Source organism: Cellulomonas humilata (assembly GCF_030814415.1).
Taxonomy (GTDB): Bacteria; Actinomycetota; Actinomycetes; order Actinomycetales; family Cellulomonadaceae; genus Cellulomonas; species Cellulomonas humilata_A.
The window spans coordinates 367,771-388,383 of record NZ_JAUSVB010000005.1 but is presented as its reverse complement, the minus strand read 5'-3'; the positions used below and the strand labels follow the sequence as shown (position 1 = coordinate 388,383).

22 protein-coding genes and 3 tRNA genes are annotated in these 20,613 nt (G+C 72.8%); 10 read left to right on the top strand and 15 right to left on the bottom strand.

Features of this window, described 5'->3' with window-relative positions:
- Positions 1–153 precede the first annotated feature (153 nt).
- A complete protein-coding gene (locus J2X26_RS18155) occupies positions 154–1,221 on the top strand; it encodes a LacI family DNA-binding transcriptional regulator (protein WP_307494164.1) in 1,068 nt (355 codons plus the stop codon).
- Here the strand turns inward: J2X26_RS18155 and J2X26_RS18150 are convergent.
- From J2X26_RS18150 to J2X26_RS18130, 5 genes are all read right to left on the bottom strand, one after another.
- Positions 1,214–1,627, bottom strand: coding sequence for a MaoC family dehydratase (locus J2X26_RS18150; RefSeq protein ID WP_307494105.1), 414 nt, complete (start codon positions 1,625–1,627; stop codon positions 1,214–1,216). The genes J2X26_RS18155 and J2X26_RS18150 overlap by 8 nt on opposite strands.
- Positions 1,624–2,073: an FAS1-like dehydratase domain-containing protein gene (locus J2X26_RS18145; protein ID WP_307494104.1), complete on the bottom strand. Its 450-nt coding sequence runs from the start codon at positions 2,071–2,073 to the stop codon at positions 1,624–1,626. Before J2X26_RS18145 ends, J2X26_RS18150 begins: the two co-directional genes overlap by 4 nt.
- Before the next feature lie 10 nt (positions 2,074–2,083).
- A complete protein-coding gene (rpmG, locus tag J2X26_RS18140; RefSeq protein ID WP_029290226.1) occupies positions 2,084–2,254 on the bottom strand; it encodes a 50S ribosomal protein L33 in 171 nt (56 codons plus the stop codon).
- Between the two features lie 85 nt (positions 2,255–2,339).
- Positions 2,340–2,413 (bottom strand) — tRNA-Met (locus tag J2X26_RS18135).
- A gap of 61 nt (positions 2,414–2,474) precedes the next feature.
- Positions 2,475–2,547: transfer RNA gene (locus tag J2X26_RS18130), tRNA-Thr, on the bottom strand.
- Positions 2,548–2,675: 128 nt separating this feature from the next.
- On the opposite strand from J2X26_RS18130, the gene J2X26_RS18125 reads away from it, so the two are divergent.
- A complete protein-coding gene (locus J2X26_RS18125; RefSeq protein ID WP_307494103.1) occupies positions 2,676–3,137 on the top strand; it encodes a hypothetical protein in 462 nt (153 codons plus the stop codon).
- Positions 3,138–3,158: 21 nt separating this feature from the next.
- Positions 3,159–3,761: an isochorismatase family protein gene (locus J2X26_RS18120; protein WP_307494102.1), complete on the top strand. Its 603-nt coding sequence runs from the start codon at positions 3,159–3,161 to the stop codon at positions 3,759–3,761.
- Position 3,762: 1 nt separating this feature from the next.
- On the opposite strand, the gene J2X26_RS18115 is transcribed toward J2X26_RS18120, so the two are convergent.
- From J2X26_RS18115 to J2X26_RS18105, 3 genes are read right to left on the bottom strand one after another with little or no spacing between them, the layout of a single operon-like run.
- Positions 3,763–5,856 carry a RecQ family ATP-dependent DNA helicase gene (locus J2X26_RS18115; RefSeq protein ID WP_307494100.1) on the bottom strand — a complete coding sequence of 698 codons (2,094 nt, stop codon included), beginning with the start codon at positions 5,854–5,856 and terminating at the stop codon, positions 3,763–3,765.
- A 35-nt stretch (positions 5,857–5,891) separates the two neighbouring features.
- Positions 5,892–6,710 carry an ABC transporter permease gene (locus J2X26_RS18110; protein WP_307494099.1) on the bottom strand — a complete coding sequence of 273 codons (819 nt, stop codon included), beginning with the start codon at positions 6,708–6,710 and terminating at the stop codon, positions 5,892–5,894.
- Positions 6,707–7,591, bottom strand: a complete 885-nt coding sequence (locus tag J2X26_RS18105) for an ABC transporter ATP-binding protein (protein ID WP_307494098.1) — start codon at positions 7,589–7,591, stop codon at positions 6,707–6,709. Before J2X26_RS18105 ends, J2X26_RS18110 begins: the two co-directional genes overlap by 4 nt.
- A 79-nt stretch (positions 7,592–7,670) precedes the next feature.
- Between J2X26_RS18105 and J2X26_RS18100 the strand changes: the two genes are divergently transcribed.
- On the top strand, positions 7,671–7,871 hold the full coding sequence (locus J2X26_RS18100; RefSeq protein ID WP_307494097.1) for a helix-turn-helix domain-containing protein: 201 nt from the start codon (positions 7,671–7,673) through the stop codon (positions 7,869–7,871).
- A 9-nt stretch (positions 7,872–7,880) separates the two neighbouring features.
- Positions 7,881–8,339, top strand: coding sequence for a Clp protease N-terminal domain-containing protein (locus J2X26_RS18095; protein ID WP_307494096.1), 459 nt, complete (start codon positions 7,881–7,883; stop codon positions 8,337–8,339).
- A 42-nt stretch (positions 8,340–8,381) separates the two neighbouring features.
- On the opposite strand, the gene J2X26_RS18090 is transcribed toward J2X26_RS18095, so the two are convergent.
- A tRNA-Tyr gene (locus J2X26_RS18090) sits at positions 8,382–8,463 on the bottom strand.
- Positions 8,464–8,605: 142 nt separating this feature from the next.
- Between J2X26_RS18090 and J2X26_RS18085 the strand changes: the two genes are divergently transcribed.
- The gene (locus tag J2X26_RS18085) at positions 8,606–9,112 is read left to right on the top strand and encodes a YajQ family cyclic di-GMP-binding protein (RefSeq protein WP_055912086.1); all 507 of its coding nucleotides are present in this window, start codon (positions 8,606–8,608) and stop codon (positions 9,110–9,112) included.
- Positions 9,113–9,200: 88 nt separating this feature from the next.
- Here the strand turns inward: J2X26_RS18085 and htpX are convergent, their stop codons facing one another.
- Positions 9,201–10,085, bottom strand: coding sequence for a zinc metalloprotease HtpX (gene htpX / locus J2X26_RS18080; RefSeq protein WP_307494095.1), 885 nt, complete (start codon positions 10,083–10,085; stop codon positions 9,201–9,203).
- 106 nt (positions 10,086–10,191) lie between these two features.
- On the opposite strand from htpX, the gene J2X26_RS18075 reads away from it, so the two are divergent.
- The 3 genes from J2X26_RS18075 to J2X26_RS18065 are packed head-to-tail and all read left to right on the top strand — an operon-like array spanning position 10,192 to position 12,676.
- Positions 10,192–11,031, top strand: a complete 840-nt coding sequence (locus J2X26_RS18075; protein WP_307494094.1) for an ABC transporter substrate-binding protein — start codon at positions 10,192–10,194, stop codon at positions 11,029–11,031.
- Positions 11,028–11,894 (top strand): amino acid ABC transporter permease, encoded by an 867-nt coding sequence (locus tag J2X26_RS18070; protein WP_439897872.1) that lies wholly within the window; start codon positions 11,028–11,030, stop codon positions 11,892–11,894. Before J2X26_RS18075 ends, J2X26_RS18070 begins: the two co-directional genes overlap by 4 nt.
- On the top strand, positions 11,891–12,676 hold the full coding sequence (locus J2X26_RS18065; protein ID WP_307494092.1) for an amino acid ABC transporter ATP-binding protein: 786 nt from the start codon (positions 11,891–11,893) through the stop codon (positions 12,674–12,676). The genes J2X26_RS18070 and J2X26_RS18065 overlap by 4 nt, the downstream gene beginning before the upstream one ends.
- 44 nt (positions 12,677–12,720) lie before the next feature.
- Here J2X26_RS18065 and J2X26_RS18060 read toward each other — a convergent pair whose 3' ends face one another.
- Together J2X26_RS18060 and J2X26_RS18055 are read right to left on the bottom strand one after the other, a co-directional pair.
- Positions 12,721–14,094 (bottom strand): FAD-dependent oxidoreductase, encoded by a 1,374-nt coding sequence (locus J2X26_RS18060; protein WP_307494091.1) that lies wholly within the window; start codon positions 14,092–14,094, stop codon positions 12,721–12,723.
- 274 nt (positions 14,095–14,368) lie between these two features.
- Positions 14,369–16,168, bottom strand: a complete 1,800-nt coding sequence (locus J2X26_RS18055; RefSeq protein WP_307494090.1) for a carbohydrate-binding module family 20 domain-containing protein — start codon at positions 16,166–16,168, stop codon at positions 14,369–14,371.
- A gap of 305 nt (positions 16,169–16,473) precedes the next feature.
- Here J2X26_RS18055 and rarD point away from each other — a divergent pair, with 305 nt between their 5' ends.
- Positions 16,474–17,430, top strand: a complete 957-nt coding sequence (gene rarD / locus J2X26_RS18050; protein ID WP_307494089.1) for an EamA family transporter RarD — start codon at positions 16,474–16,476, stop codon at positions 17,428–17,430.
- Here the strand turns inward: rarD and J2X26_RS18045 are convergent.
- The 3 genes from J2X26_RS18045 to J2X26_RS18035 form a co-directional block, all read right to left on the bottom strand.
- Positions 17,417–18,151 carry a PP2C family protein-serine/threonine phosphatase gene (locus tag J2X26_RS18045; RefSeq protein WP_307494088.1) on the bottom strand — a complete coding sequence of 245 codons (735 nt, stop codon included), beginning with the start codon at positions 18,149–18,151 and terminating at the stop codon, positions 17,417–17,419. The genes rarD and J2X26_RS18045 overlap by 14 nt on opposite strands.
- Before the next feature lie 114 nt (positions 18,152–18,265).
- A complete protein-coding gene (locus J2X26_RS18040) occupies positions 18,266–19,471 on the bottom strand; it encodes an RDD family protein (RefSeq protein ID WP_307494087.1) in 1,206 nt (401 codons plus the stop codon).
- Positions 19,472–19,564: 93 nt separating this feature from the next.
- Positions 19,565–20,572: a polyprenyl synthetase family protein gene (locus J2X26_RS18035; protein ID WP_307494086.1), complete on the bottom strand. Its 1,008-nt coding sequence runs from the start codon at positions 20,570–20,572 to the stop codon at positions 19,565–19,567.
- Positions 20,573–20,613: the final 41 nt, after the last annotated feature.

Genomic DNA, 20,613 nt, shown 5'->3' with positions numbered 1-20,613 from the left:
TCGAATCGATTCGATCTGGCGCCGTCGGACATGTCGAATCGATTTGAGGGACGCCGTCATTCTGCGGGTACGCTGGCCGCTGCGTCAAACCTGTGCGCGCTGCCCGCGCGTCGCGCTCCCCTGGTCCCGCGACGCCGAACCGGAGGTCCGACCCTGTCTCCGCAACGCCCCACCCTGGCCGACGTCGCCGCCGCCGCGCACGTCTCCGTGTCGACCGCGTCGCTCGCGTTCTCCGGCGCCGGCCCGATCGCCGCTGCCACGCGTCAGCGGGTGCTGGACGCCGCCGCCGCGCTCGACTACTCCGGGCCCAACCCGCTCGGACGCCAGCTGCGCCGTGGCCGGTCCGGGATCGTCGGCGTCGTGGTCGGCGACTCGCTGCGCCGGGCGTTCCGTGACCCGGTCTCGATCCAGGTGCTCGACGGGCTGGTCAGCACCCTCGGCCCGCTCGACCTCGGCGTCCTGCTCATCCCCGGGTCGAGCGACCCGAGCGGCCCCGCGGTGGACCCGCTCCTCGAGACGGCCGCCATGGACGTCGCCGTGATCATGTGGGGCGGCACCACCGACGACCCGATGCTCGGCGCCCTGCGTCGGCGAGGGACCCCGACCGTGCTCGTCGAGGGCCAGCCCGCCCCGGACGTGGCCTCGGTCGGCATCGACGACCGCGGCGGGATGCGCCGGGCCACGGAGCACCTGCTGGAGCTCGGCCACACGAGGATCGCGACCGTGACCCTGCCCTTCGACCGCTGCCGCACCGAGGGCCTGGTCCCGTCCGACCACCTGGACCACCTCGACTGGGAGATCACCCGGCGTCGCCTCGCAGGCGTGACCGACGCGGGCGTGACGCCCGTGGCGATCTGGGCGACACCCGCGTCGCTGGTCGAGCACGGCCGCGCCGCCGGGACCGCCCTGCTGTCCACCCCGGACCGCCCGACGGCCATCGCCTGCCAGTCCGACCTGCTCGCCTCCGGCGTGGTCCTCGCAGCGCGTGAGCTCGGGCTGCGCGTGCCCGAGGACGTGTCCGTCAGCGGGTTCGACGGGCTGGACCTGCCCTGGCTCGCCCCGGACGTGCTGACCACCGTGGTGCAGCCGCTCGCGGAGAAGGGTGCCGCCGTCGGGCACGCCGTCGAGGACTTCCTGTCCGGTGCGGGACCGTCGACGCGCGAGCTGCCGGTGACCCTGCGGATCGGGACGACGACAGGGCCGGCGCCCGACCTCAGCTGAGGCGGACCAGCGCCTGCGCCTTGCCGAGCACCCGGACACCGTCCACCGCGACCGTGAGGTCGATGCGAGCCGTCCCGGCCTCGGGGTCGAGGGCGCCGACGACGGCGGTCACCTCGATGGTCGCCGCACCCGGGTCCGGCACGGGGACCGGGCGCGTGAAGCGCACCTGGTAGTCGAGGACCGCTCCCGGGTCGCCGATCCAGTCGGCGACGACGCTCGATGCCGCCCCCATGGTCCACATGCCGTGCGCGATGACGCCCGGCAGGCCGACCGCGGTGGCGACGCGGTCGTTCCAGTGGATCGGGTTGAAGTCCCCGCTCGCACCGGCGTATCGGACGAGGCGGGCGCGGTCGACGGTGATCTCCTGGCGGGCGACCTCGTCGCCGACGGCCAGCGGGTTCGTCATGACTCCTCCGGACGCACGGCGAGCGTGGAGACGACGGTGCACACCGGCTCGCCGTCCTCCGCCGAGATCTCGGCGCGGGTGGTGATCATCGCCAGCCCGGCGCGCACGGTGATGGAGTCGACGTGCAGCACCGTGACCAGGCGGTCGCCCGCGTGGATGGGACGGTGGTGCGTGAAGCGCTCGTCGGCGTGCACGACGCGGCTGAAGTCGATCCCCGCAGCGGGGTCCTCGAACAGCTGGGCCTCGGCCCGCTGGGCCACGACGACGGCGAACGTCGGCGGCGCGATGACGTCGGGATACCCGAGCGTGCGCGCCACCGACGGATCCGTGTGGGCCTGGTGGGAGGCGCCGACCGCGTCGGCGAACTCCTGCAGCTTCTGGCGGCCTACCTCGTAGGCAGCGGTCGGCGGGTACTGACGACCCGCGTAACCGACGTCGACCGGCATCGGTCCGAGGTCAGCGGGTCTCGCGGTGCAGGGTGTGACGGTTGTCGCGCGGGCAGAACTTCTTCATCTCGAGACGGTCGGGGTCGTTCCGACGGTTCTTCTTGGTGATGTAGTTCCGCTCCTTGCACTCCGTGCACGCGAGCGTGATCTTCGGACGGACGTCCGAGCTCTTGCTGGCCATGGTCTTGCCACCTCTCGCACCCGGTACGGGATGCATGCGATCTCGTCATTGCGCGCCGGCCGACGCGCTGTTGTGTCACTGGAAGTAGCGGGAGCGGGACTCGAACCCGCGACACCACGATTATGAGCCGTGTGCTCTAACCACCTGAGCTACCCCGCCATGTCGATGTGCCCAAGGTCCGTGCCGCGGAAACACGGCACTTCCTTCGAACACACCACAGAGCCCCGAAAGGGAATCGAACCCTTGACCTTCTCCTTACCATGGAGACGCTCTGCCGACTGAGCTATCGGGGCAGCGCGAGCAAGGTTACACGGGCTGCGGGGTGCTCGCGAAATCGGCTCCGGCAGCCGGTCGCACGGCGCCCTGCCTAAACGATTCATCTCATGGTCGTTGCCGGTCTCCGCGTGCCACGATCCCGCCCATGCGCCAGCCCCGACGCAGCATCGTTGCTGCCCTCACGCTCTCCGCCGCCCTGCTCAGCACCGCCGCCTGCACGGGTGGCGGCGGCGACGACGACACCGACGCGGACACCGCGGTCGCCGCGACCACCCCGGCATGGCCCACGGCGATCGACCCGACCACGACGACCGAGCCGCTGTTCGTCGTCTGGACCGACGTCGTGGAGACCGGCGACGGGGACACCACCACCCTCCAGCCGTCGATCGACTCGCTGGCCACGCTGGGCTACCAGACCCTCCCCTGGGACCCCGCCTGCCAGAGCGGGGCCGAGGAGATGCTGGCCGGTCTCACCGGGTTCGCGGACCCGCTCGGCGTCGGCGTCGTGTTCGCGACCGCGCAGGACGCGGGCACGTTCGACACCCTGTACGACGGCAACACCGTCTCCATCCTCGAGGGCACCTACACGTGCGGCGCGGCGTCCTGACGTCAGGCGCATGATGGGTGCGTGGGCACCCGGGCACTGATCGTCGTCGACGTCCAGAACGACTTCTGCGAGGGCGGAGCGCTCGCCGTCACCGGCGGCGGCGCCGTCGCCCGCGGGGTATCCCGCTACGTGGAGCAGCAGGCCGACCGGTACGCCGTCGTCGTGGCGACGCGGGACTGGCACGCGCCGCTCCCGGACACCAACGACGGTCACTTCGCGGTCGGCGCCGAGCCCGACTACGTGTCCACCTGGCCGGTGCACTGCGTCGCCGACACCCCCGGGGCGGCGTACCACCCGGACCTGGAGCTGCCCGAGCGCACCGTGCACGTCCGCAAAGGTCAGGGGCGCCAGGACTACTCCGGGTTCGAGGGTCAGGTCGTCGGGACGGACGACGCGCCGCTCGCCGACGTCCTGACCGCGGCGGGCGTCACCGACGTCGACGTCGTCGGGCTCGCCACCGACCACTGCGTCGCCGCGACCGCGTCGGACGCGCGGGCGGCGGGCTTCGGCGCCAGCGTGCTGCTCGACCTGACCGCCGCCGTGGCGGCACCGACCACGCTGCGTGCCGTGGCCCGGCTCGCGCAGGCGGGGGTCGGCCTGACGACGAGCGCGCCGCCCGACTGACTCAGCCCCGCAGCGCCAGCGCGAACGGCAGCACGGCCGAGGCGCCGGCCAGGCGCACCTCGCGCGCGGCGACGGTCATCGTCCAGCGACTGTCGACGAGGTCGTCGACGAGCAGCACCGGTCCGCCCGGGAGCGCCAGGGCGGATGCGTCGAAGCGGCCCCAGACGCCCGCGAGGCGGAACGCGCTGTTGCCGCCCGGTCCTCCGGTCGGGCCGCCGTCACGAGGCGTCAGGGCGCCGACATAGGGCAGCCGGCCGATCTCCGCGAGCCCCCGCGCGAGGGAGTCGACGAGCAGCGGACGGTGCCGCGACGGCAGCGCGACCACCGCCGTCGGCCGCTCGTCCCAGCCCCACTGGGCCAGCACGCGCACGCAGCCCGCGAGCATCGCCGGGGTGATCGGCGCATCCGTCGCGCCGGCCGCGAAGACGTCCCGCAGGGCGGTCCCCCAGCCGAGGTCGGTCAGCCGGGCGAGCGCTCGGCCCTCGTCGGCCCGCTCCCCCTCGGCGATCTTGCCGCGCACCGGCAGCCCGAGCCGGTCGGCGCCCACCGGCCACTGCGCGCGGGGCTCGACGGGGACACCGACGCGGTCGAGCGACCGTTCCGCCGACGCCGCCGCGCCCTCCGCGATGCCCACGGGGTACCAGGCGCCCGCGCACGAGTCGCAGCGCCCGCACGGGGTGGCCGTCTCGTCGTCGAGGCTGCGCTGCAGGAACTCCATCCGGCAGCCGTCGGTGCGCTCGTACTCGAGCATGTGCTCCTGCTCGGCCTGGCGGGCCGCGGCGATGCGCGCGTACCGCTCGGCGTCGTAGGTCCACGGCTGTCCGGTGGCCACCCAGCCGCCCTGGACCCGCCGGACGGCCCCGTCCACGTCGAGCACCTTGAGCAGGAGCTCCAGGGGCGTGCGGCGGACGTCGACACGCGCCTCCAGCGCGGGGGTGGACAAGGGCCGTTCCGACAGCTCGGCGATCACGCGCTGCGCCCGGTCCTCGTCGGGCATCGAGGCCGTCGCGAAGTACTGCCAGATGTCCCGGTCCTCCGGGCCGGGCAGCAGCAGCACGTCGGCGCTCGCTGTCGCGCGGCCGGCACGACCCACCTGCTGGTAGTAGGACACGGGCGACGAGGGCGCCCCGAGGTGCAGCACGAACCCGAGGTCCGGCTTGTCGAACCCCATGCCGAGCGCGCTCGTCGCGACGAGCGCCTTCACCGTGTTGGCCTTGAGTGCGGCCTCCGACTCCTCACGCTCGGCGGGGTCGGTCTGGCCCGTGTAGGCGCGCACGTCGTGCCCCGCCTCGCGCAGCAGGCGAGCGGTGTCCTGGGCCGCGGCCACGGTGAGCGTGTAGATGATGCCGGAGCCCGGCAGGTCGCCGAGGTGGCTGAGCAGCCAGCCCAGCCGCGCGCGGGCGGTGGGCAGCCGCAGCACGCCCAGGCGCAGCGAGGCACGCGCGAGCGGTCCCCGGATGGTCAGGACGTCCTGGCCGCCGCCGGTGCCGAGCTGGTCGGCCACGTCGGCGACCACACGGCTGTTCGCCGTGGCCGTCGTCGCCAGCACCGGCACCCCCGCGGGCATCTCGGCGATGAGGTCGCGCAGGCGGCGGTAGTCCGGGCGGAAGTCGTGCCCCCAGTCGCTGATGCAGTGGGCCTCGTCGACCACCAGCATGCCGAGGCGCTGCACGAGGGCGGGCAGCTGGTTCTCCCGGAACGCGGGGTTGTTCAGCCGCTCCGGCGAGACGAGCAGCACGTCCACCTCGTCGGCACCCAGCCGCTGGAGGAGCTCGTCCCACTCGTGCGCGTTGGTCGAGTTGATCGCCACGGCGCGGACCCCGGCGCGCTCCGCGGCGGCGACCTGGTCGCGCATCAGGGCCAGCAGCGGGGAGACCAGCACGGTCGGCCCGGCGCCGCGCTGGCGCAGGAGCATCGTCGCGACGAAGTAAACCGCCGACTTCCCCCACCCGGTGCGCTGCACGACGAGGGCGCGGCGGTGGTCGTCGACGAGCGTCGAGATGGCCTCGAGCTGGCCGTCGTGGAACTCGGCGGCCGGGTTGCCCACGAGGCGGCGCAGGACGGCAAGGGCTGACTCGCGGGTGGTCTCGGGCACGGGCCCACCCTGCCAGCCTTCGCCCACAGCCACCGTCACCCGACGCGCTGCAGCGCCCGGTCCCGTCGCGCCGCGACGCTCGATCCCGACTCCTTGCGCGCCATGCGCCGGAGCACCACGGGCGCGAGGACGACGCCGACCAGCGCCCACGCCCCGAGCACCGCGGCGGTCTCCAGCGGGCGCCATGACCCTCCGACCTCCGCGACGGCCGCCGCCTCCGGGAGGAAAGCCGCGCGCATCCCGAGCCCGAGCCAGTACACCGGGAACACCTGGGCGACCGCCTGCCACCCGGCCGCGAGCGCGGAGACCGGGACGAAGATCCCCGAGATCGAGATGAGTCCCACGACCGGCAGCGACACGTACCCGGCGGTGCGCGGGCTGCGCACGAGCGCGCCGAGCACCAGGCCGATCGACTGCGTCGCGACGAGGCCGAGCAGGAGCACCCACGCGAACGTCACCCAGTCGACGGTCCGGACGTCGACGCCGTCGATCAGCAGGGCTCCCCCGGCCACGACGACCGCGACGTACAGTCCGACGGTCCCGGAGACGGTGACCAGCTTGCCGACGAGGTAGCCGGTGATCCCGCCGGGGACGGCCCTGGCGCGGAGCACCGTGCCGTCCTCCCGGTCGGCGCTGAGGTACTGGACGTCCAGCAGCATCCCGAGGGCGACGAACATCCCCACGACACCGGGAAGGGCGAACGCACCCAGGGCCTGGCCGGCACCGAGGTCCCGGTGCTGCAGCAGGACGAGGGCGACCAGCGTCACGACGGGCCAGAGCAGGTGGCCGACGAGGTCGGCACCGGTGACGGACTGCCGCAGCTCGATGACGCCCCGCGAGAGCCCGGGGCTCATGACGCCACCCGCTGTCCCGACTCGGCCCGCCGCACGAGCGCGAGGTAGGAGTCCTCGAGCGACGCGCGCCGGATCTCCAGGTCGGCGACGTCCTCGCCGTGCACGAGGAACAGCTCGCGCGCGAAGGCGGTGGAGTGCGGCGTCGACCGCACGAACCGCTCGCCGCCCACGGTCCAGCGCACCTCGTCGTCGCCCGCGAACCGGTGCGCCAGGTCAGCCGCGGTGCCGTCGGCCACGATGCGGCCGCCGTCCAGCACGAGGATGCGGTCCGCCAAGGTCTCGGCCTCCGCGAGGTCGTGGGTGGTGAGCAGGACCGTCGTCCCGTGCTCCCGCACGAGCCCGCGCACCAGGTCGTGGAACTCCCGCCGGGCCTCGGGGTCGAAGCCCGCGGTCGGCTCGTCGAGGAAGAGCAGCTCGGGCCGCCCGACCGCCCCGACCGCGACGTCGAGCCGACGACGCTGGCCTCCGGACAGCCGTCGGACCTCCTGGTTCGCCTGGTCCGTGAGCCCGACGGCGGCCACCAGCTCGTCCGCGTCCCACGGGCGCGGGTGGTCCGGCGTCGAGTACGGCGCGTAGTACGACCCCAGGTGCGCGAGGAGCTCCCGCACCCGCCATCTGCCGTGGTCGCGCCACGACTGCAGGACGACGCCGACGCGGGCACGCCACTGCTCGGTCCCGTGCGCGGGGTCGACCCCCAGCACGGCGACGCGGCCGTCCGAACGCCTCCGGAAGCCCTCGAGGATCTCGATCGTCGTCGTCTTGCCGGCCCCGTTCGGTCCGAGCAGCGCCACCACCTGTCCGCGATCCACGCCGAAGGACACGTCGTCCAGCACGTCCCTGGAGCCGTAGCGCATGCGCAGACCCTCGACGTCCACCACCATCATCTGCTCCGTTCGTCAGTCTGGCCTGACATGTCAGTCTGGATTGACAGCCGAGCGTTTGTCAATCCAGACTGACACCATGGCCGACGACCTCTCCGCCCAGCTCCGCACCAGCGACCCCGCCGTCGGGCTGCGGGCCGTCGGCGCCCTGCGGCGGCTCGCGGAGCAGGTGGAGGCCCAGCAGGTCGCCCTCGCCCGGGAGCAGGGCTGGTCCTGGGAGCAGATCGGCGACGCCCTCGGGGTGGCCCGGCAGTCGGTGCACGCCAAGTACGGGAAGTAGGCAACCTCCGTGTTCGATCGACTCACGCCCGCTGCACGCTCGGTGGTCGCCGCCGGCGACGACGAGGCCGCTCTTCGCGGCGACCGGCGCGTCGGCACCGACCATCTGCTCCTCGGCCTGCTGCACGACCCCCCGACCGCCGAGCTGGTGGGCGTCGACCTGGAGACCGCTCGGTCCGAGCTGCGCTCGCTGGACCGGGCGGCTCTGGAGGCGATCGGACTCACGAGCCCCGACCTCGACGGGACCGTCGCGATCAGCCGGCGCAGCGCCCGGCAGCCGACCTCAGGGTTCCGCGCGGTCCTGCCGCTCGCCTACGCGCTGGCGGCCACCGAGAAGTCCCGCCGGGTCACTCCTCGGCACCTGCTCCTCGCGCTCCTCACTCGCGAGGAGCCCGATCCTGCGGCGGTACTCCTCGCCGCTCTCGGCATCCGGCCCAGCGAAGTACGCGCCAGGGCGGCCCGGACATGACACGACCCCGGACCGCAGAGGTCCGGGGTCGTGATCGCAACGTGGCGGGTGAGGGATTCGAACCCCCGTAGGCGTTGCCAGCTGATTTACAGTCAGCCCCCTTTGGCCACTCGGGTAACCCGCCGGGGATGCCTGCCGAACGAGAGGACGCCCCAGGGGCGAACGCGCGTGCAGCGTGCGGGTGGAAGGATAGCAACACCCGGGCGGTGCTAGCGAAACGCCCCAGCGACCAGTCCCGCGTAGCCGCGGGCAGCAGGAGGAATGCCATGGCGAGCGAAGCCTCGTTCGACGTCGTCAGCAAGGTCGACCGCCAGGAGGTGGACAACGCCCTCAACCAGGCCTCGAAGGAGATCGCCCAGCGGTACGACTTCAAGGGCGTGGGCGCGTCGATCGCGTGGAGCGGCGAGAAGATCCTCATGATCGCCAACTCCTCGGAGCGGGTGCTCGCCGTCCTCGACGTGTTCCAGACCAAGCTGATCCGGCGCGGCATCTCGCTGAAGTCGCTGGACACCGGCGGCGACGACGGCCCCGAGCCCAAGCCGTCCGGCAAGGAGTACCGCCTCGAGGCACTCATCAAGGAGGGGCTCAGCAGCGAGACCGCCAAGAAGGTCGCCAAGATCGTCCGCGACGAGGGGCCCAAGGGCATCAAGACGCAGATCCAGGGCGACGAGCTGCGTGTGACCGGCAAGAGCCGCGACGACCTGCAGGCCGTGATCGCGCTGCTCAAGGGTGCCGACGTCGACGCCGACCTGCAGTTCACCAACTACCGCTGACCCCACCGCCCCAGCTCGGTGCTCGTCGCTGAGCTCGGTGGTTCGAGACACCGGGCTGGGCGGCGACCACCGAGCTCGCGGGAACCGCTCAGTAGCGGGCGATGCCGTCCTGCGGGCCGGCCTGGGCCTGGAGGCGGGCGATGCGGTCGGCCATGGGCGGGTGCGTCGAGAAGAGCCGAGCCAGGCCGGCGCCGCGGAACGGGTTCGCGATCATCAGGTGCGACACGTCGACCAGCTCGCGGTCCTGCGGCAGCGGGCGAGCCTTGGTGCCCTGCTCGAGCTTGCGCAGCGCGGAGGCCAGGGCGAGCGGGTCACCCGTCAGCCGCGCGCCGTCCTCGTCCGCGTCGAACTCGCGCGTGCGGGTGATCGCGAGCTGGATCATCATCGCGGCGAGCGGCGCCAGGAGCGCGAGCAGTAGCCCGGCGAGCGGGTTCCCCCCGCGGTCGCGGTCGCTGCCGCCGCCGAAGAAGAGTGCGAACTGCGCGAGCGAGGTGATCACCCCGGCCACGGCGGCGGCCACCGAGGACGTGAGGATGTCGCGGTTGTAGACGTGCATGAGCTCGTGGCCGAGGACGCCGCGCAGCTCGCGCTCGTCGAGGATCTGCAGGATGCCCTCGGTGCAGCACACCGCCGCATTCTTCGGGTTGCGGCCGGTGGCGAAGGCGTTGGGCGCGGCCGTCGGCGAGATGTAGAGACGCGGCATCGGCTGACGGGCGGCGTTGGAGAGCTCCCGCACGATCCGGTACATCGCCGGCTGCTCGATCTCGCTCACCGGCCGGGCCTTCATCGCGCGGATCGCGATCTTGTCGGAGTTCCAGTAGCTGAACGCCGTCATGACGAGCCCGAGGACCGTGAACAGCAGCAGGAACTTCGGGGTGCCGCGACCGAGCAACCACCCGATGCCGAGCAGGACGGCCCACATCACGCCGAACAGTGCTGCCGTCTTCAAGCCGTTGTAGTGCCGGTGACCCATGGGTGCTCTCTCTCGTGACCGCTGTGCACCGGTGGAACGCTCGCGGTCGCGCACCGGTTCCCTCGTATCCTGGCCCCCACGCCACCCCGAGACCCCGGAGCACGCCGTGCGCACAGCCCGCTGGACCACCCTCGCCGCCATCGCGGCGCTCGCGCTCGTCGCCTGCGCCCCGACCGACGACGCCGGCTCGTCCGACGCCGCGACGGACGGCTCGCTGTCCACCATCACGGACGGCGTCCTGACGATCGCCACGTCCGACCCCGCCTACGAGCCCTGGGTCGTCGACAGCGACCCCACCAACGGCGAGGGCTTCGAGTCCGCCGTCGCGTACGCGGTGGCCGACCAGCTGGGCTTCGACAAGGACCACGTCGAGTGGACCGTCGCCAGCTTCGACCAGATCATCGCGCCGGGCGCCAAGGACTTCGACTTCGCGATCAACCAGGTGTCGATCAGCGACGAGCGCAAGGCCAACCTGGACTTCTCGTCGCCGTACTACACGACCTCGCAGGCCGTCGTGACGCTCGAGGGGTCGGCGGGCGCCGAGGCGACGACGCTCGCGGACCTCAAGGCGCTGAAGATCGGCGCGATGGTGGGCACGACGAGCCTCACCGCGGCCCAGGAGACCATCGACCCGACCACCCCGGTGTCGCCGTTCAACGACAACGACCAGGTCAAGCAGGCCCTGACCTCCGGGCTGGTCGACGCGATCGTCGTGGACCTGCCGACCGCGCTGTACATCACCGCGGCGGAGCTCGACGGCGGGATCCTGCTCGGCCAGCTGCCGGACAGCGCCGGTGGTGACCAGTTCGGGCTCGTGCTGGACAAGGGCAGCGCGCTGACCGCCGCGGTCAGCGACGCGGTCGACGCCCTGAGCGAGGACGGCACCCTGGGCGACCTCGAGGCGAAGTGGCTCACCGACGCCGCGGGTGCACCGGTCCTCCAGTGAGCTGGGTGCCCTCCGAGCGCCAGCAGGAACGGGACGCCTACCGCCGCAGCCGCGCCCAGCGCTCCACCGCGGTCGCCGTCCTGTCGACGATCGCACTGGTCGCCGTCGCGGTCCTCGCGCTCACGTCCTCCCCCGGGTGGCCGCGGGTCAAGGCGTCGTTCTTCGACTGGGAGGTGGCGCAGGAGTCGTTCCCGGCGATCCTCCAGGGGCTCTGGCTGAACATCCGGGTCATGGCCGTCAGCGCGGTCCTCATCGTGATCGTCGCGATGGGCCTCGCCCTCGCGCGCACCCTGCGCGGTCCCGTGTTCTTCCCCGTCCGCGCGCTGGCCACCGGGTACGTCGACGTGTTCCGCGGCCTGCCCCTGATCCTCGTCCTGCTGCTCGTCGGGTTCGGGCTGCCCGGGCTGCGACTGCAGGGCATCCCGACGTCCGCGGTGGCACTGGGCACGCTCGCGCTCGTGCTCACCTACTCGGCGTACGTCGCGGAGGTGTTCCGGGCCGGGATCGAGTCGGTGCACCCGTCGCAGGTCGCCGCCGCGCGCTCGCTCGGGCTGACCCGGGCGCAGGCGATGCAGCACGTGGTGCTCCCCCAGGCGGTCCGGCGGGTGGTCCCGCCGCTCCTGAACGACCTCGTCGCCCTGTCCAAGGACTCCGGGCTCATCTCGATCCTGGGCGCCATCGACGCCGTCCGCGCCGCGCAGATCGAGACCGCGCGCTACGCCAACTTCACGCCGTACGTCGTGGCCGGGGTGCTGTTCGTGGCCCTGACCATCCCCCTGACCCGGTTCACGGGCGTGCTGGCGCGACGCTCGGGCTGGGTCGGCGCGCAGAGCTCGCTGGCCGGCGGCGGGGCGCTGCGATGAGCCCCGGACGCCTGAAGGACCCGAGCCTGCGGAACCCGCCGTCGCTCGGGAGCCCGTTGCTGTCCGTGCGCGGGGTCCGCAAGGCGTTCGGCGACCACGTCGTGCTCGACGACCTCTCCCTCGACGTCTACGCGCACCAGGTCGTCGTGCTCATCGGCGCCTCCGGCTCGGGCAAGTCGACCCTGCTGCGGTGCATCGACCTGCTCGAGGACGTCGACGACGGCGTGATCGAGCTGGAGGGGCAGGACATCACCGACCCGCGGCTCGACGCCAACAAGGTCCGCGCACGGATCGGCATGGTGTTCCAGGCGTACAACCTGTTCCCGCACCTCCGCGTGATCGACAACGTGACGCTGGCCCCGCGGCTCGTGCACAAGACGTCGCCCGAGCAGGCCCGGGCCGAGGCGCTCGCGGTGCTCGACCGGGTGGGCCTCGCTGCCAAGGCGCAGGCGTTCCCCGACGAGCTGTCCGGCGGGCAGCAGCAGCGCGTGGCGATCGCCCGCGCCCTCGTCGGCAAGCCTGCCGTCATGCTGCTCGACGAGGTGACCAGCGCGCTCGACCCGGAGCTCGTCGGCGAGGTCCTCTCGCTGCTGACCGAGCTCAAGCAGACCGGGCTGACGATGGTCGTGGCCACCCACGAGATGGGCTTCGCGCGCGAGGTCGCCGACGAGGTCTGCTTCCTGCACGAGGGCCGCGTGCACGAGCGCGGCACGCCCGCGCAGGTGCTGGAGAACCCGCGTCAGGAGCGCACGCGCGAGTTCCTCCGCCGCATCACGGGCTGAGCCCGCCCGGCTGGTGCCGGACGGGCTCAGGGATCGTGCGGTGGTCAGCTGCGGCCGAGTGAGACCGACACCATCTCGTCGCGCGGGACCAGCTTCACGCGCTCGCGGCCGTGCGGCTCGCCCAGCGAGCGCTCGTACGCGTCGAGGAGCTCCCAGCCCTGCCACGTGATGACGTCGACGCCGCGGCCGTGCAGGAACTCCGTGACGGCGTCGGGGTCGCGGTCGGTGGCGGTGTAGAACGCCTCGCCGCCCTCGGCCACGTCCTCGCCCAGGTGCCGGATGGTCTCCGACGCGTCCGACTTGGTGTGCCCGATGAGGCCGACGGGACCGCGCTTGATCCAGCCGGTGGCGTAGACGCCCTGCAGCTGCTCGCCGTCCACGTCGACCACGCGGCCCTCACGGTTGGGGATCACACCCGCGACGTCGTCGAACGGGATGTCCACCAGCGGCGAGCCGAAGTAGCCGACCGCGCGGTAGACGGCCTGCACCGGCCAGTCGTGCGTCTGCCCGGTGCCGGTGACGTTGCCGTCGCCGTTCAGCGCGGTGCGCTCGGTGCGGACGCCGACGACGCGACCGTCCTCGCCGAGGATCTCGACGGGCTTGTGCAGGAAGTGCAGGTGGATGCGCCGGCTCGCGGTGTTCTCCTCCGGCTCCTTGAGCGTCCAGTCCGTGAGGGTCTTGACGACCTGCTTGGTCTGGTTGGACGAGTGGATGGCCGCCATCGAGCCCTCGTCGAAGTCGAAGTCCTCGGGGTAGACGATGACGTCGACGTCGGGGACGTGCCCGAGCTCGCGCAGCTCGAGCGGCGAGAACTTGACCTGGGCCGGGCCGCGGCGCGCGAACAGGTGCACGTCGGTGACCGGCGAGGCCTTGAGGAGGTCGTAGACGTTGGCCGGGACCTCGGTGGGCAGCAGGTCGTCGGCGTGCTTGGCCAGGATGCGGGCCACGTCGAGCGCGACGTTGCCGGCGCCGAGGACGGCGACGTGCTGGGCCTCCAGCGGCCAGGTGCGCGGGACGTCCGGGTGGCCGTCGTACCAGGACACGAAGTCGGCGGCGCCGTAGGAGCCCTCGAGGTCGATGCCCGGGACCGGCAGCGCGGCGTCGCGGATGGAGCCCGTGGAGAAGATGACGGCGTCGTAGAACTGGCGCAGGTCGTCCAGCTTGAGGTCGGTGCCGTAGTCGACGTTGGCGAGCAGCCGGATGTCACCGCGCTCCAGCACCTTCTGCAGGGCGACGATGATCTGCTTGATGCGCGGGTGGTCCGGCGCGACGCCGTAGCGCACGAGGCCGAACGGCGCGGGCAGGCGCTCGAAGAGGTCGATGCTGACGTCGAGGTCGGTCTTCGACAGGATGTCGGCGGCGTAGATGCCGGCCGGGCCTGCGCCGACGACGGCCACTCGCAGAGTCGGGGTGCTCACGGGACGCGGGTGCCTTCCGATCAGGGGAGCCCTGCGGGGAGGTATGACGCGCCGGGTCCCGGCAAACGCCAGGCACGACCGACGGCACCGTGCAGGACTGTGCTCAGGGCCAGTGTAGGACCGGCGGTGAGGCGCGCCTTGCTTGCGCGCCAGCATCTGGACACCCGTGAGACGGCGGGAGGGGTGGCGCCGCACACCTCCACGCGCTCGACGCCACCCCCGTTCGCGGTCCCGGGCGCCGCCCCCGACGGAGGGGACGGCACCCGGAACGTCCTTAGCTGCGCCAGGTGTCGGTCAAGGTGAGGACCCCGCTGGCCGGCACCGTCGCGGTGCGGTTGGACCCGGACTCCCAGGTCACCGCACCGTTCGACTCCTTGCGCACGTACTTGTACTGGACGACCGTGCCGGCGGGCAGCGTCACGCTCGCCCGCCAGACCGGGTAGGTGGCCGACGACAGCGCGATCGCGCTCGCCGGGTTCCAGCTGCCCAGCTCCGCGCGGTCACCCACGACGAAGATGTTCTGGCCCCACGACGTCGTCGCGTTGACCCCGAACGAGATCTGCGAGGCACCGGTCGGACTCGGCGTCGGTGTCGGCGTCGGGGTTCCGGTGCCGCCCGCGAGCTGTCCGACGTGCAGAGCGACCGACCCGTTGGCGGGGACGGTGAACGTGGCCGAGCCGCCCGACGCCACGGTGACCGTCGTGCCGGAGCACCCGCCGCTCGTCGTCGCGCCGCTGATGACGTCGCAGTACCGCCCGGCGGGGAGCGACGTCTGGAACGTGCGCTGCAGCGCCGAGCCGTTGCGGTTGATCGCGACGTACCCGAGCGACCCCCGCCCGTAGGCGAGCCGGCCGCCGTCGCTCCAGACGTTCGTCAGGGCCGCGGTGCCGACGGCGTTGCGGAAGCCGACCATGTGCGCCGTCTCGTTCCAGCGGTGCGCGCACGTCCAGGTGCCCTGCCCGCAGACGGCGTCGTCCACCGCACCGTTGCCCTGCTGCGGCGGCCCGGCGTCGTTGTTGCTGAACGCGTAGCCGGAGTAGACCGTCGGCCAGCCGTACGGGTAGCTGAGGGCGAACACGTTCGCCAGGCGGTAGTCGGACCCGTTCTTGTAGCTGAGCGTCTCGCCGTTGCGCTCGGTGTCGTGGTTGTCGACGAACACCGCGGCCTTGTCGGTCGGCAGCAGCCAGGACTGGTCCTTGAGACCACCGAGCGACGACAGGTTGCCGCTCTGGAACACCGACTTCAGGTTCCGGGAGTAGTTGAACTCGTTGGAGTCGCCCGAGCCGAAGTACTCCGCGGGCTGGATGGGCTCACCGCCGCCGGCGATCACCTCGTGCTCGATGTAGACGCTCTGGTCGGTGAGCTTCCCCCGGATGGCCTCCAGGTCGCCCGCGGCGATGTGCTTGGACGCGTCGACCCGGAACCCGCGGACGCCGAGCGAGATGAGGTCGTTGAGGTAGGCCGCGATCTCCGAGCGCACGTAGTCGCTGCCCGTGTCGAGGTCCTGCAGGGAGACCAGGCGGCAGTTCTGCACCTGGTAGCGGTCGTTGTAGTTGCTGATGTTGGTCTTGCAGCTGTGGAAGTCCTGCGGGCCGTAGCCGCCCTCGGGTCCGGGGTAGCGCTCCTCGGAGTACGCCGTGCCGGCCCAGCCGGTGCCCGCGCTGGTCTGGCCCGACATGTGGTTGACGACGACGTCCGTGATGACCGAGACGCCGGCGGCGCGGCAGGTGTCGATCATCGCCTTGTACTCGGCGCGGGTGCCCAGCTTGGAGGAGACCTTGTAGCTGACCGGCTGGTAGGACGTCCACCACTGGCCGGCGAGCACCACGTGCTCGTTGGGCGGGGACGTCTGGACGTAGCCGTAGCCGGCCGGGCCCAGCTGGGTGGTGCACTCCTGCGCGATCCCGTCCCACGTCCACTGGAACAGGTTGGCGGCGGGTCGCATGGTGGCGGGCGCGGCGGTGGCCGGCCCGGCGGCGGTCACGCCGGCGGCGGTCAGCCCTGCCAGGGCGAGGACCGCGGCGAGCAGGGCGCCGAGAGCGGCTCGGCGCGGGCGGGGCGGGTTCTTCGACACGTGGAGCACTCCTCGAGGTGGGGCCGACGTCGTCGTCGGGCCGCTCGCGGTCACCGCATCGTCGCGATGACCGGCCTGCATCCGCACGACGCGCACCGAGGGGTGCCCGGCACGCGGCAACGCGGGTGGAGCCGGCGGGCCGGCCCCGGGAGTAGGTGTGCCGACCACCGGGATCCCCGGCGGAGGGCGCGCTGCACCAGCGCTGCAGAGCCACGAAACTTGGTCTGCAACGTCGGTGAAAGTTGCTGCAAACGGACACTAGGGGAGGTGTCACCCGCCGTCAACCGGGACCTTAGGCTCGTCGGGTGCCCGACTCCCCCACCGCCGCCCGCCCGGTCGCCGCGCCCCTCGACCAGCTCGGCCTCGCGACAGGGATCGGCGCCTACGTCCTGTGGGGCGTGCTCCCGCTGTACTTCCCGCTGCTCCAGCCGGCCGGTGCGGTCGAGATCATCGCGCACCGCGTCGTCTGGTCGCTGCTGTTCTGCCTCGTCCTGCTCGCCGCCACGCGGACCTGGGGCGCCTACGTCACCGCACTGCGCAACCGCCGGACGCTCGGGGTCCTGGCGGTGGCCGCCGTGCTGCTGGCGATCAACTGGCTCGTCTTCGTCTTCGGCATCCTCACCGACCGCGTGGTCGACGCCGCCCTCGGGTACTACATCAACCCGCTGGTCACCGTCACGCTCGCCGTCGTCGTCCTGCGCGAGCGGCTGCGGCCCGTGCAGTGGGTGGCCCTCGGGTTCGGTGCCGCCGCCGTCGTGGTCATCACCGCCGGCTACGGACAGCTGCCCTGGATCGCCCTGGTGCTCGCGCTCACCTTCGGGTTCTACGGCCTCATCAAGAACCGGGTCGGGCGCACCGTCGGAGCCGTGCCCGGGCTCGCCGTCGAGACGCTCGTGCTCGCCCCCGTGGCGCTCGGCTACCTCGTCTGGATGAGCGCCATCGGTCAGGGGACGTTCGAGACCGAGGGCGCAGCGCACGCATTGATCCTGGCGTCGTCCGGCGTCGTCACCGCCATCCCGCTGCTGCTGTTCAACTCCGCCGCCCGTCGCCTTCCCCTGTCCATGCTCGGGCTGCTCCAGTACATCGCCCCGACGCTCCAGCTGCTCATCGGCGTCCTCGTCCTGGGCGAGCAGATGCCCGCCGCACGCTGGTGGGGCTTCGCCCTGGTGTGGACGGCGCTCGGCATCCTCACGGTCGACGGCGTCCGCACCGGCCGCGCGCAGCGGCTCAGCAGGCGTGCGGCCGAGGTCAGCGCGGGCTGAGGGTCGCGTCCAGGACGATCGCCGTGACGTTGTCGTGGCCACCCGCGGCGAGCGCGGCCGCGACCAGGCGGTCCGCGGCGGCCTGTGCCTCGTCCTCGGCCCGCAGCTCCGCCTCGATGCGGGCGTCGGACAGCTCGTCGGTCAGCCCGTCCGAGCACACGAGCATGCGGTCCCCGGGGCTCACCGGCAGCAGCCAGACGTCCGGCTCCACGTCGGACGCCCCGCCGCCCAGCACCCGCGTCACCACGTTCCGGCGCGGGTGGTGCGGTGCGTCCGCCGCCGCCACCAGGCCACGCTCGACCAGCTCCGCCACCTCCGAGTGGTCGCGCGTCACCTGCTCGAGCACGCCACCGGCCATCCGGTAGGTCCGCGAGTCGCCCACGTTCAGCACCAGCCAGCACGGGGTCTCACCGTGCGACGTCACCACGACGCCCGTCACGGTGGTGCCGGGGCGTCGGCCCGTGGACGCCGGGAGGTCCCGGACGGCCGCGTGCGCCGCCCGGACGGACGACCGGACGTCCGCGGGCGTCGGCGTCCCGGCGCCCAGCCCTCGCAGGGACTCGATGGCGGTCCTGCTCGCCACCTCGCCCGCCTCGTGGCCGCCCATGCCGTCGGCGACGAGGTAGAGCCCGTCGGCCACGGAGACGCTGTCCTCGTTGCGCACACGCTGGGCCTTCTCCGTGGCGACGCCGACACGGAGGATCACGCGGGAGTCAGTCATCGCGTGGGGCTCCGGTGCGTCATCGGCGTCCTTCGGGTGCGTCGGCGTGGGGGGCCGCTCGACGTGAGTCGACGGTCAGCATAGCCAGTCGGACCGGTCGCGACGCCCGCGGTGCTACCGCTGCGTGACCTGCACCGATCGCTGGCCGAACCGGACGATCCACCCCGGTGCGACCGTGGCCCGCGACCCGGCGACCAGCGCCGCCGTCCGGCCGTCGGGACCGACGACGACCGTGCCGTTGGTGGAGCCGCGGTCCATGACCCAGAGCCGACCGTCCGCCTCCAGCCCGAATGCCAGGTGCACCTTCGAGATCGACCGCTGCGGGTCGTCGATCGCCACCACGTGGTCGGTGCCCGCCTCCGGGCCGGGGTTGCGCCCGATGAGCCCGTTCCCCGTGACGTCGACCTGCTCGCCGGTGTCGAACCGGAGCCGCACACCCGTGCGGGCCGCACCCTCCGGAGCCGGCGGGCGCAGGCGCGTGTGCTCCACCTCGACCCGGTCGGGACGGCGTTCTGCCGGGGTGTCGATCAGCGCGGCAGCGGGCGGCGAGTCACCTGCGGCGGCGCGGTCGGGCACGGCCTCGATCACCGGTGCGGGCGGCGGGGCCGCCACGTCCGGCGGCGGAGGGGCGTCCCACGTCGGTGCCGAGACCAGCTCGCCGGGCATCGGCACGGGAGCGGGCCGCGCCGTCGCGACCGGGACCAGACCCACGGGCTCGCTCCCCGACGGTCGTGCCCCCTCGACGTGGCGCGGCCCGGCCGAGCTCCACGCCACCGGCGCGCTCTCTCCCCGGGCGGACGCACGTCGGACGGCCTGTGCCCGCAGGACCACCGTGCCCGCCGCCTTGTCGTGCCAGCCGCGCTGAGCGGGAGTGTGGTCCCACGCGCCGGAGGCGACGACGACCCACTCGCCGACGCCACAGACGATCGCCCCGAGGCCGACCACGACCTGGCGGACGAGGATGGCGAGCAGACCGGCCGGGCGTCCGGTCGAGCCCGACAGCGTCCGGATGCCGAGGATCGCGCTCCCCGCCGTCGCACCCGTCCGGGCCTCGGCGATCCACTGGCTGACACCCACCGCGATCCCGAGGACCAGCGGAAGAAGGAGGACCGGGCTCCCCGCGGGCGGGGCCAGGGCGGCGACGACGACGTACCCGATGCCGACGGCCACCAGCGCGACGAGGAGGTCGAGCGCGAACGCCGCGACCCGCCTGCCGACGGGGGCGACGGAACCGGGAGCGACGGCGAACGACGCGGTCCGAGCGGTCGCGCGACGTGCGGACGGGACCGGTGCTGCCGACTCGTTCCTCGCAGTGCTCACAGGTTCCCTCCGTGCCCGACCACCGGCGTGCCGCGCGTCATGGTGCCAGATCGTGGAGCGGTTCCGCGCCCTCGTTCACCCGACCGGGTTCGGTCAGGCCGCACGGTCCACGAGGGCGTCGGCGAACGAGATCAGCGCGTCCTTGACCGGCCCGGCGGGCAGCGGGTCCAGCTCGCGGACGGCCGCCTGGGCGAGCGCGACAGCCCGGGCACGGGTGTCCTCGACCACGGGATGCACGCGCAGCGCGGCGACCGCGGCGGCCAGGTCGTCGTCACCCGACAGGTCACCGTCGAGCAGGCCGACCAGGTGGCGGTCCTCGTCCGAGGAGCCCTCCTGCGCGGCACGGGCGCGCAGGAGGAGAGCCGGCATCGTCGGCACGCGCTCCCGCAGGTCGGTGCCCGGTGTCTTGCCGGTCACGTCGCCGTTCGAGGTCAGGTCGATGACGTCGTCGGCCAGCTGGAACGCGACACCGATCTTCTCCCCGAAGCCCGTCACCGTGGCGACGACGTCCGGCCGGCAGCCCGCGAACATCGCGCCGAACCGGGCTGACGTGGCGATGAGCGAGGCCGTCTTGTCCGCGAGGACCTGCAGGTAGTGGGCCACCCGGTCGTCCTCCGGCCGAGGGCCGACGGTCTCGTGCAGCTGGCCGAGGCACAGGCGCTCGAACGTGGCGGCCTGGATCCGGACCGCGTCGGGCCCCAGGCCGGCGACGGTCGCCGACGCCCGCGCGAACAGCAGGTCGCCGGTGAGGATGGCGACCGAGTTGCCCCAGACCTCGTGGGCCGCGGGGGCACCACGACGCAGCGGCGCGGAGTCCATGACGTCGTCGTGGTACAGCGTGGCCAGGTGCGTCAGCTCGACGACGACCGCAGCGTCGACCACCTCCCGGCGCGACCCGTCGCCCAGCTCCGCCGCGAGCAGCGTCAGCAGCGGGCGCAGGCGCTTGCCACCCGCGTTGACCAGGTGCCGCGACGCGTCGTCAGCCAGCGGGTCCACGTTGGTCACAGCGTCCCGCAGACGCTCCTCGACCAGCGCGAGTCGCACGGCCAGCCGGTCGGCCAGGTCGGGATCGGCCAGCGGGAAGGTCGTCGACGAAGTCACGGCTAGAACCTATCCCGGCGTAGCGATCCCGCCAGACAGGC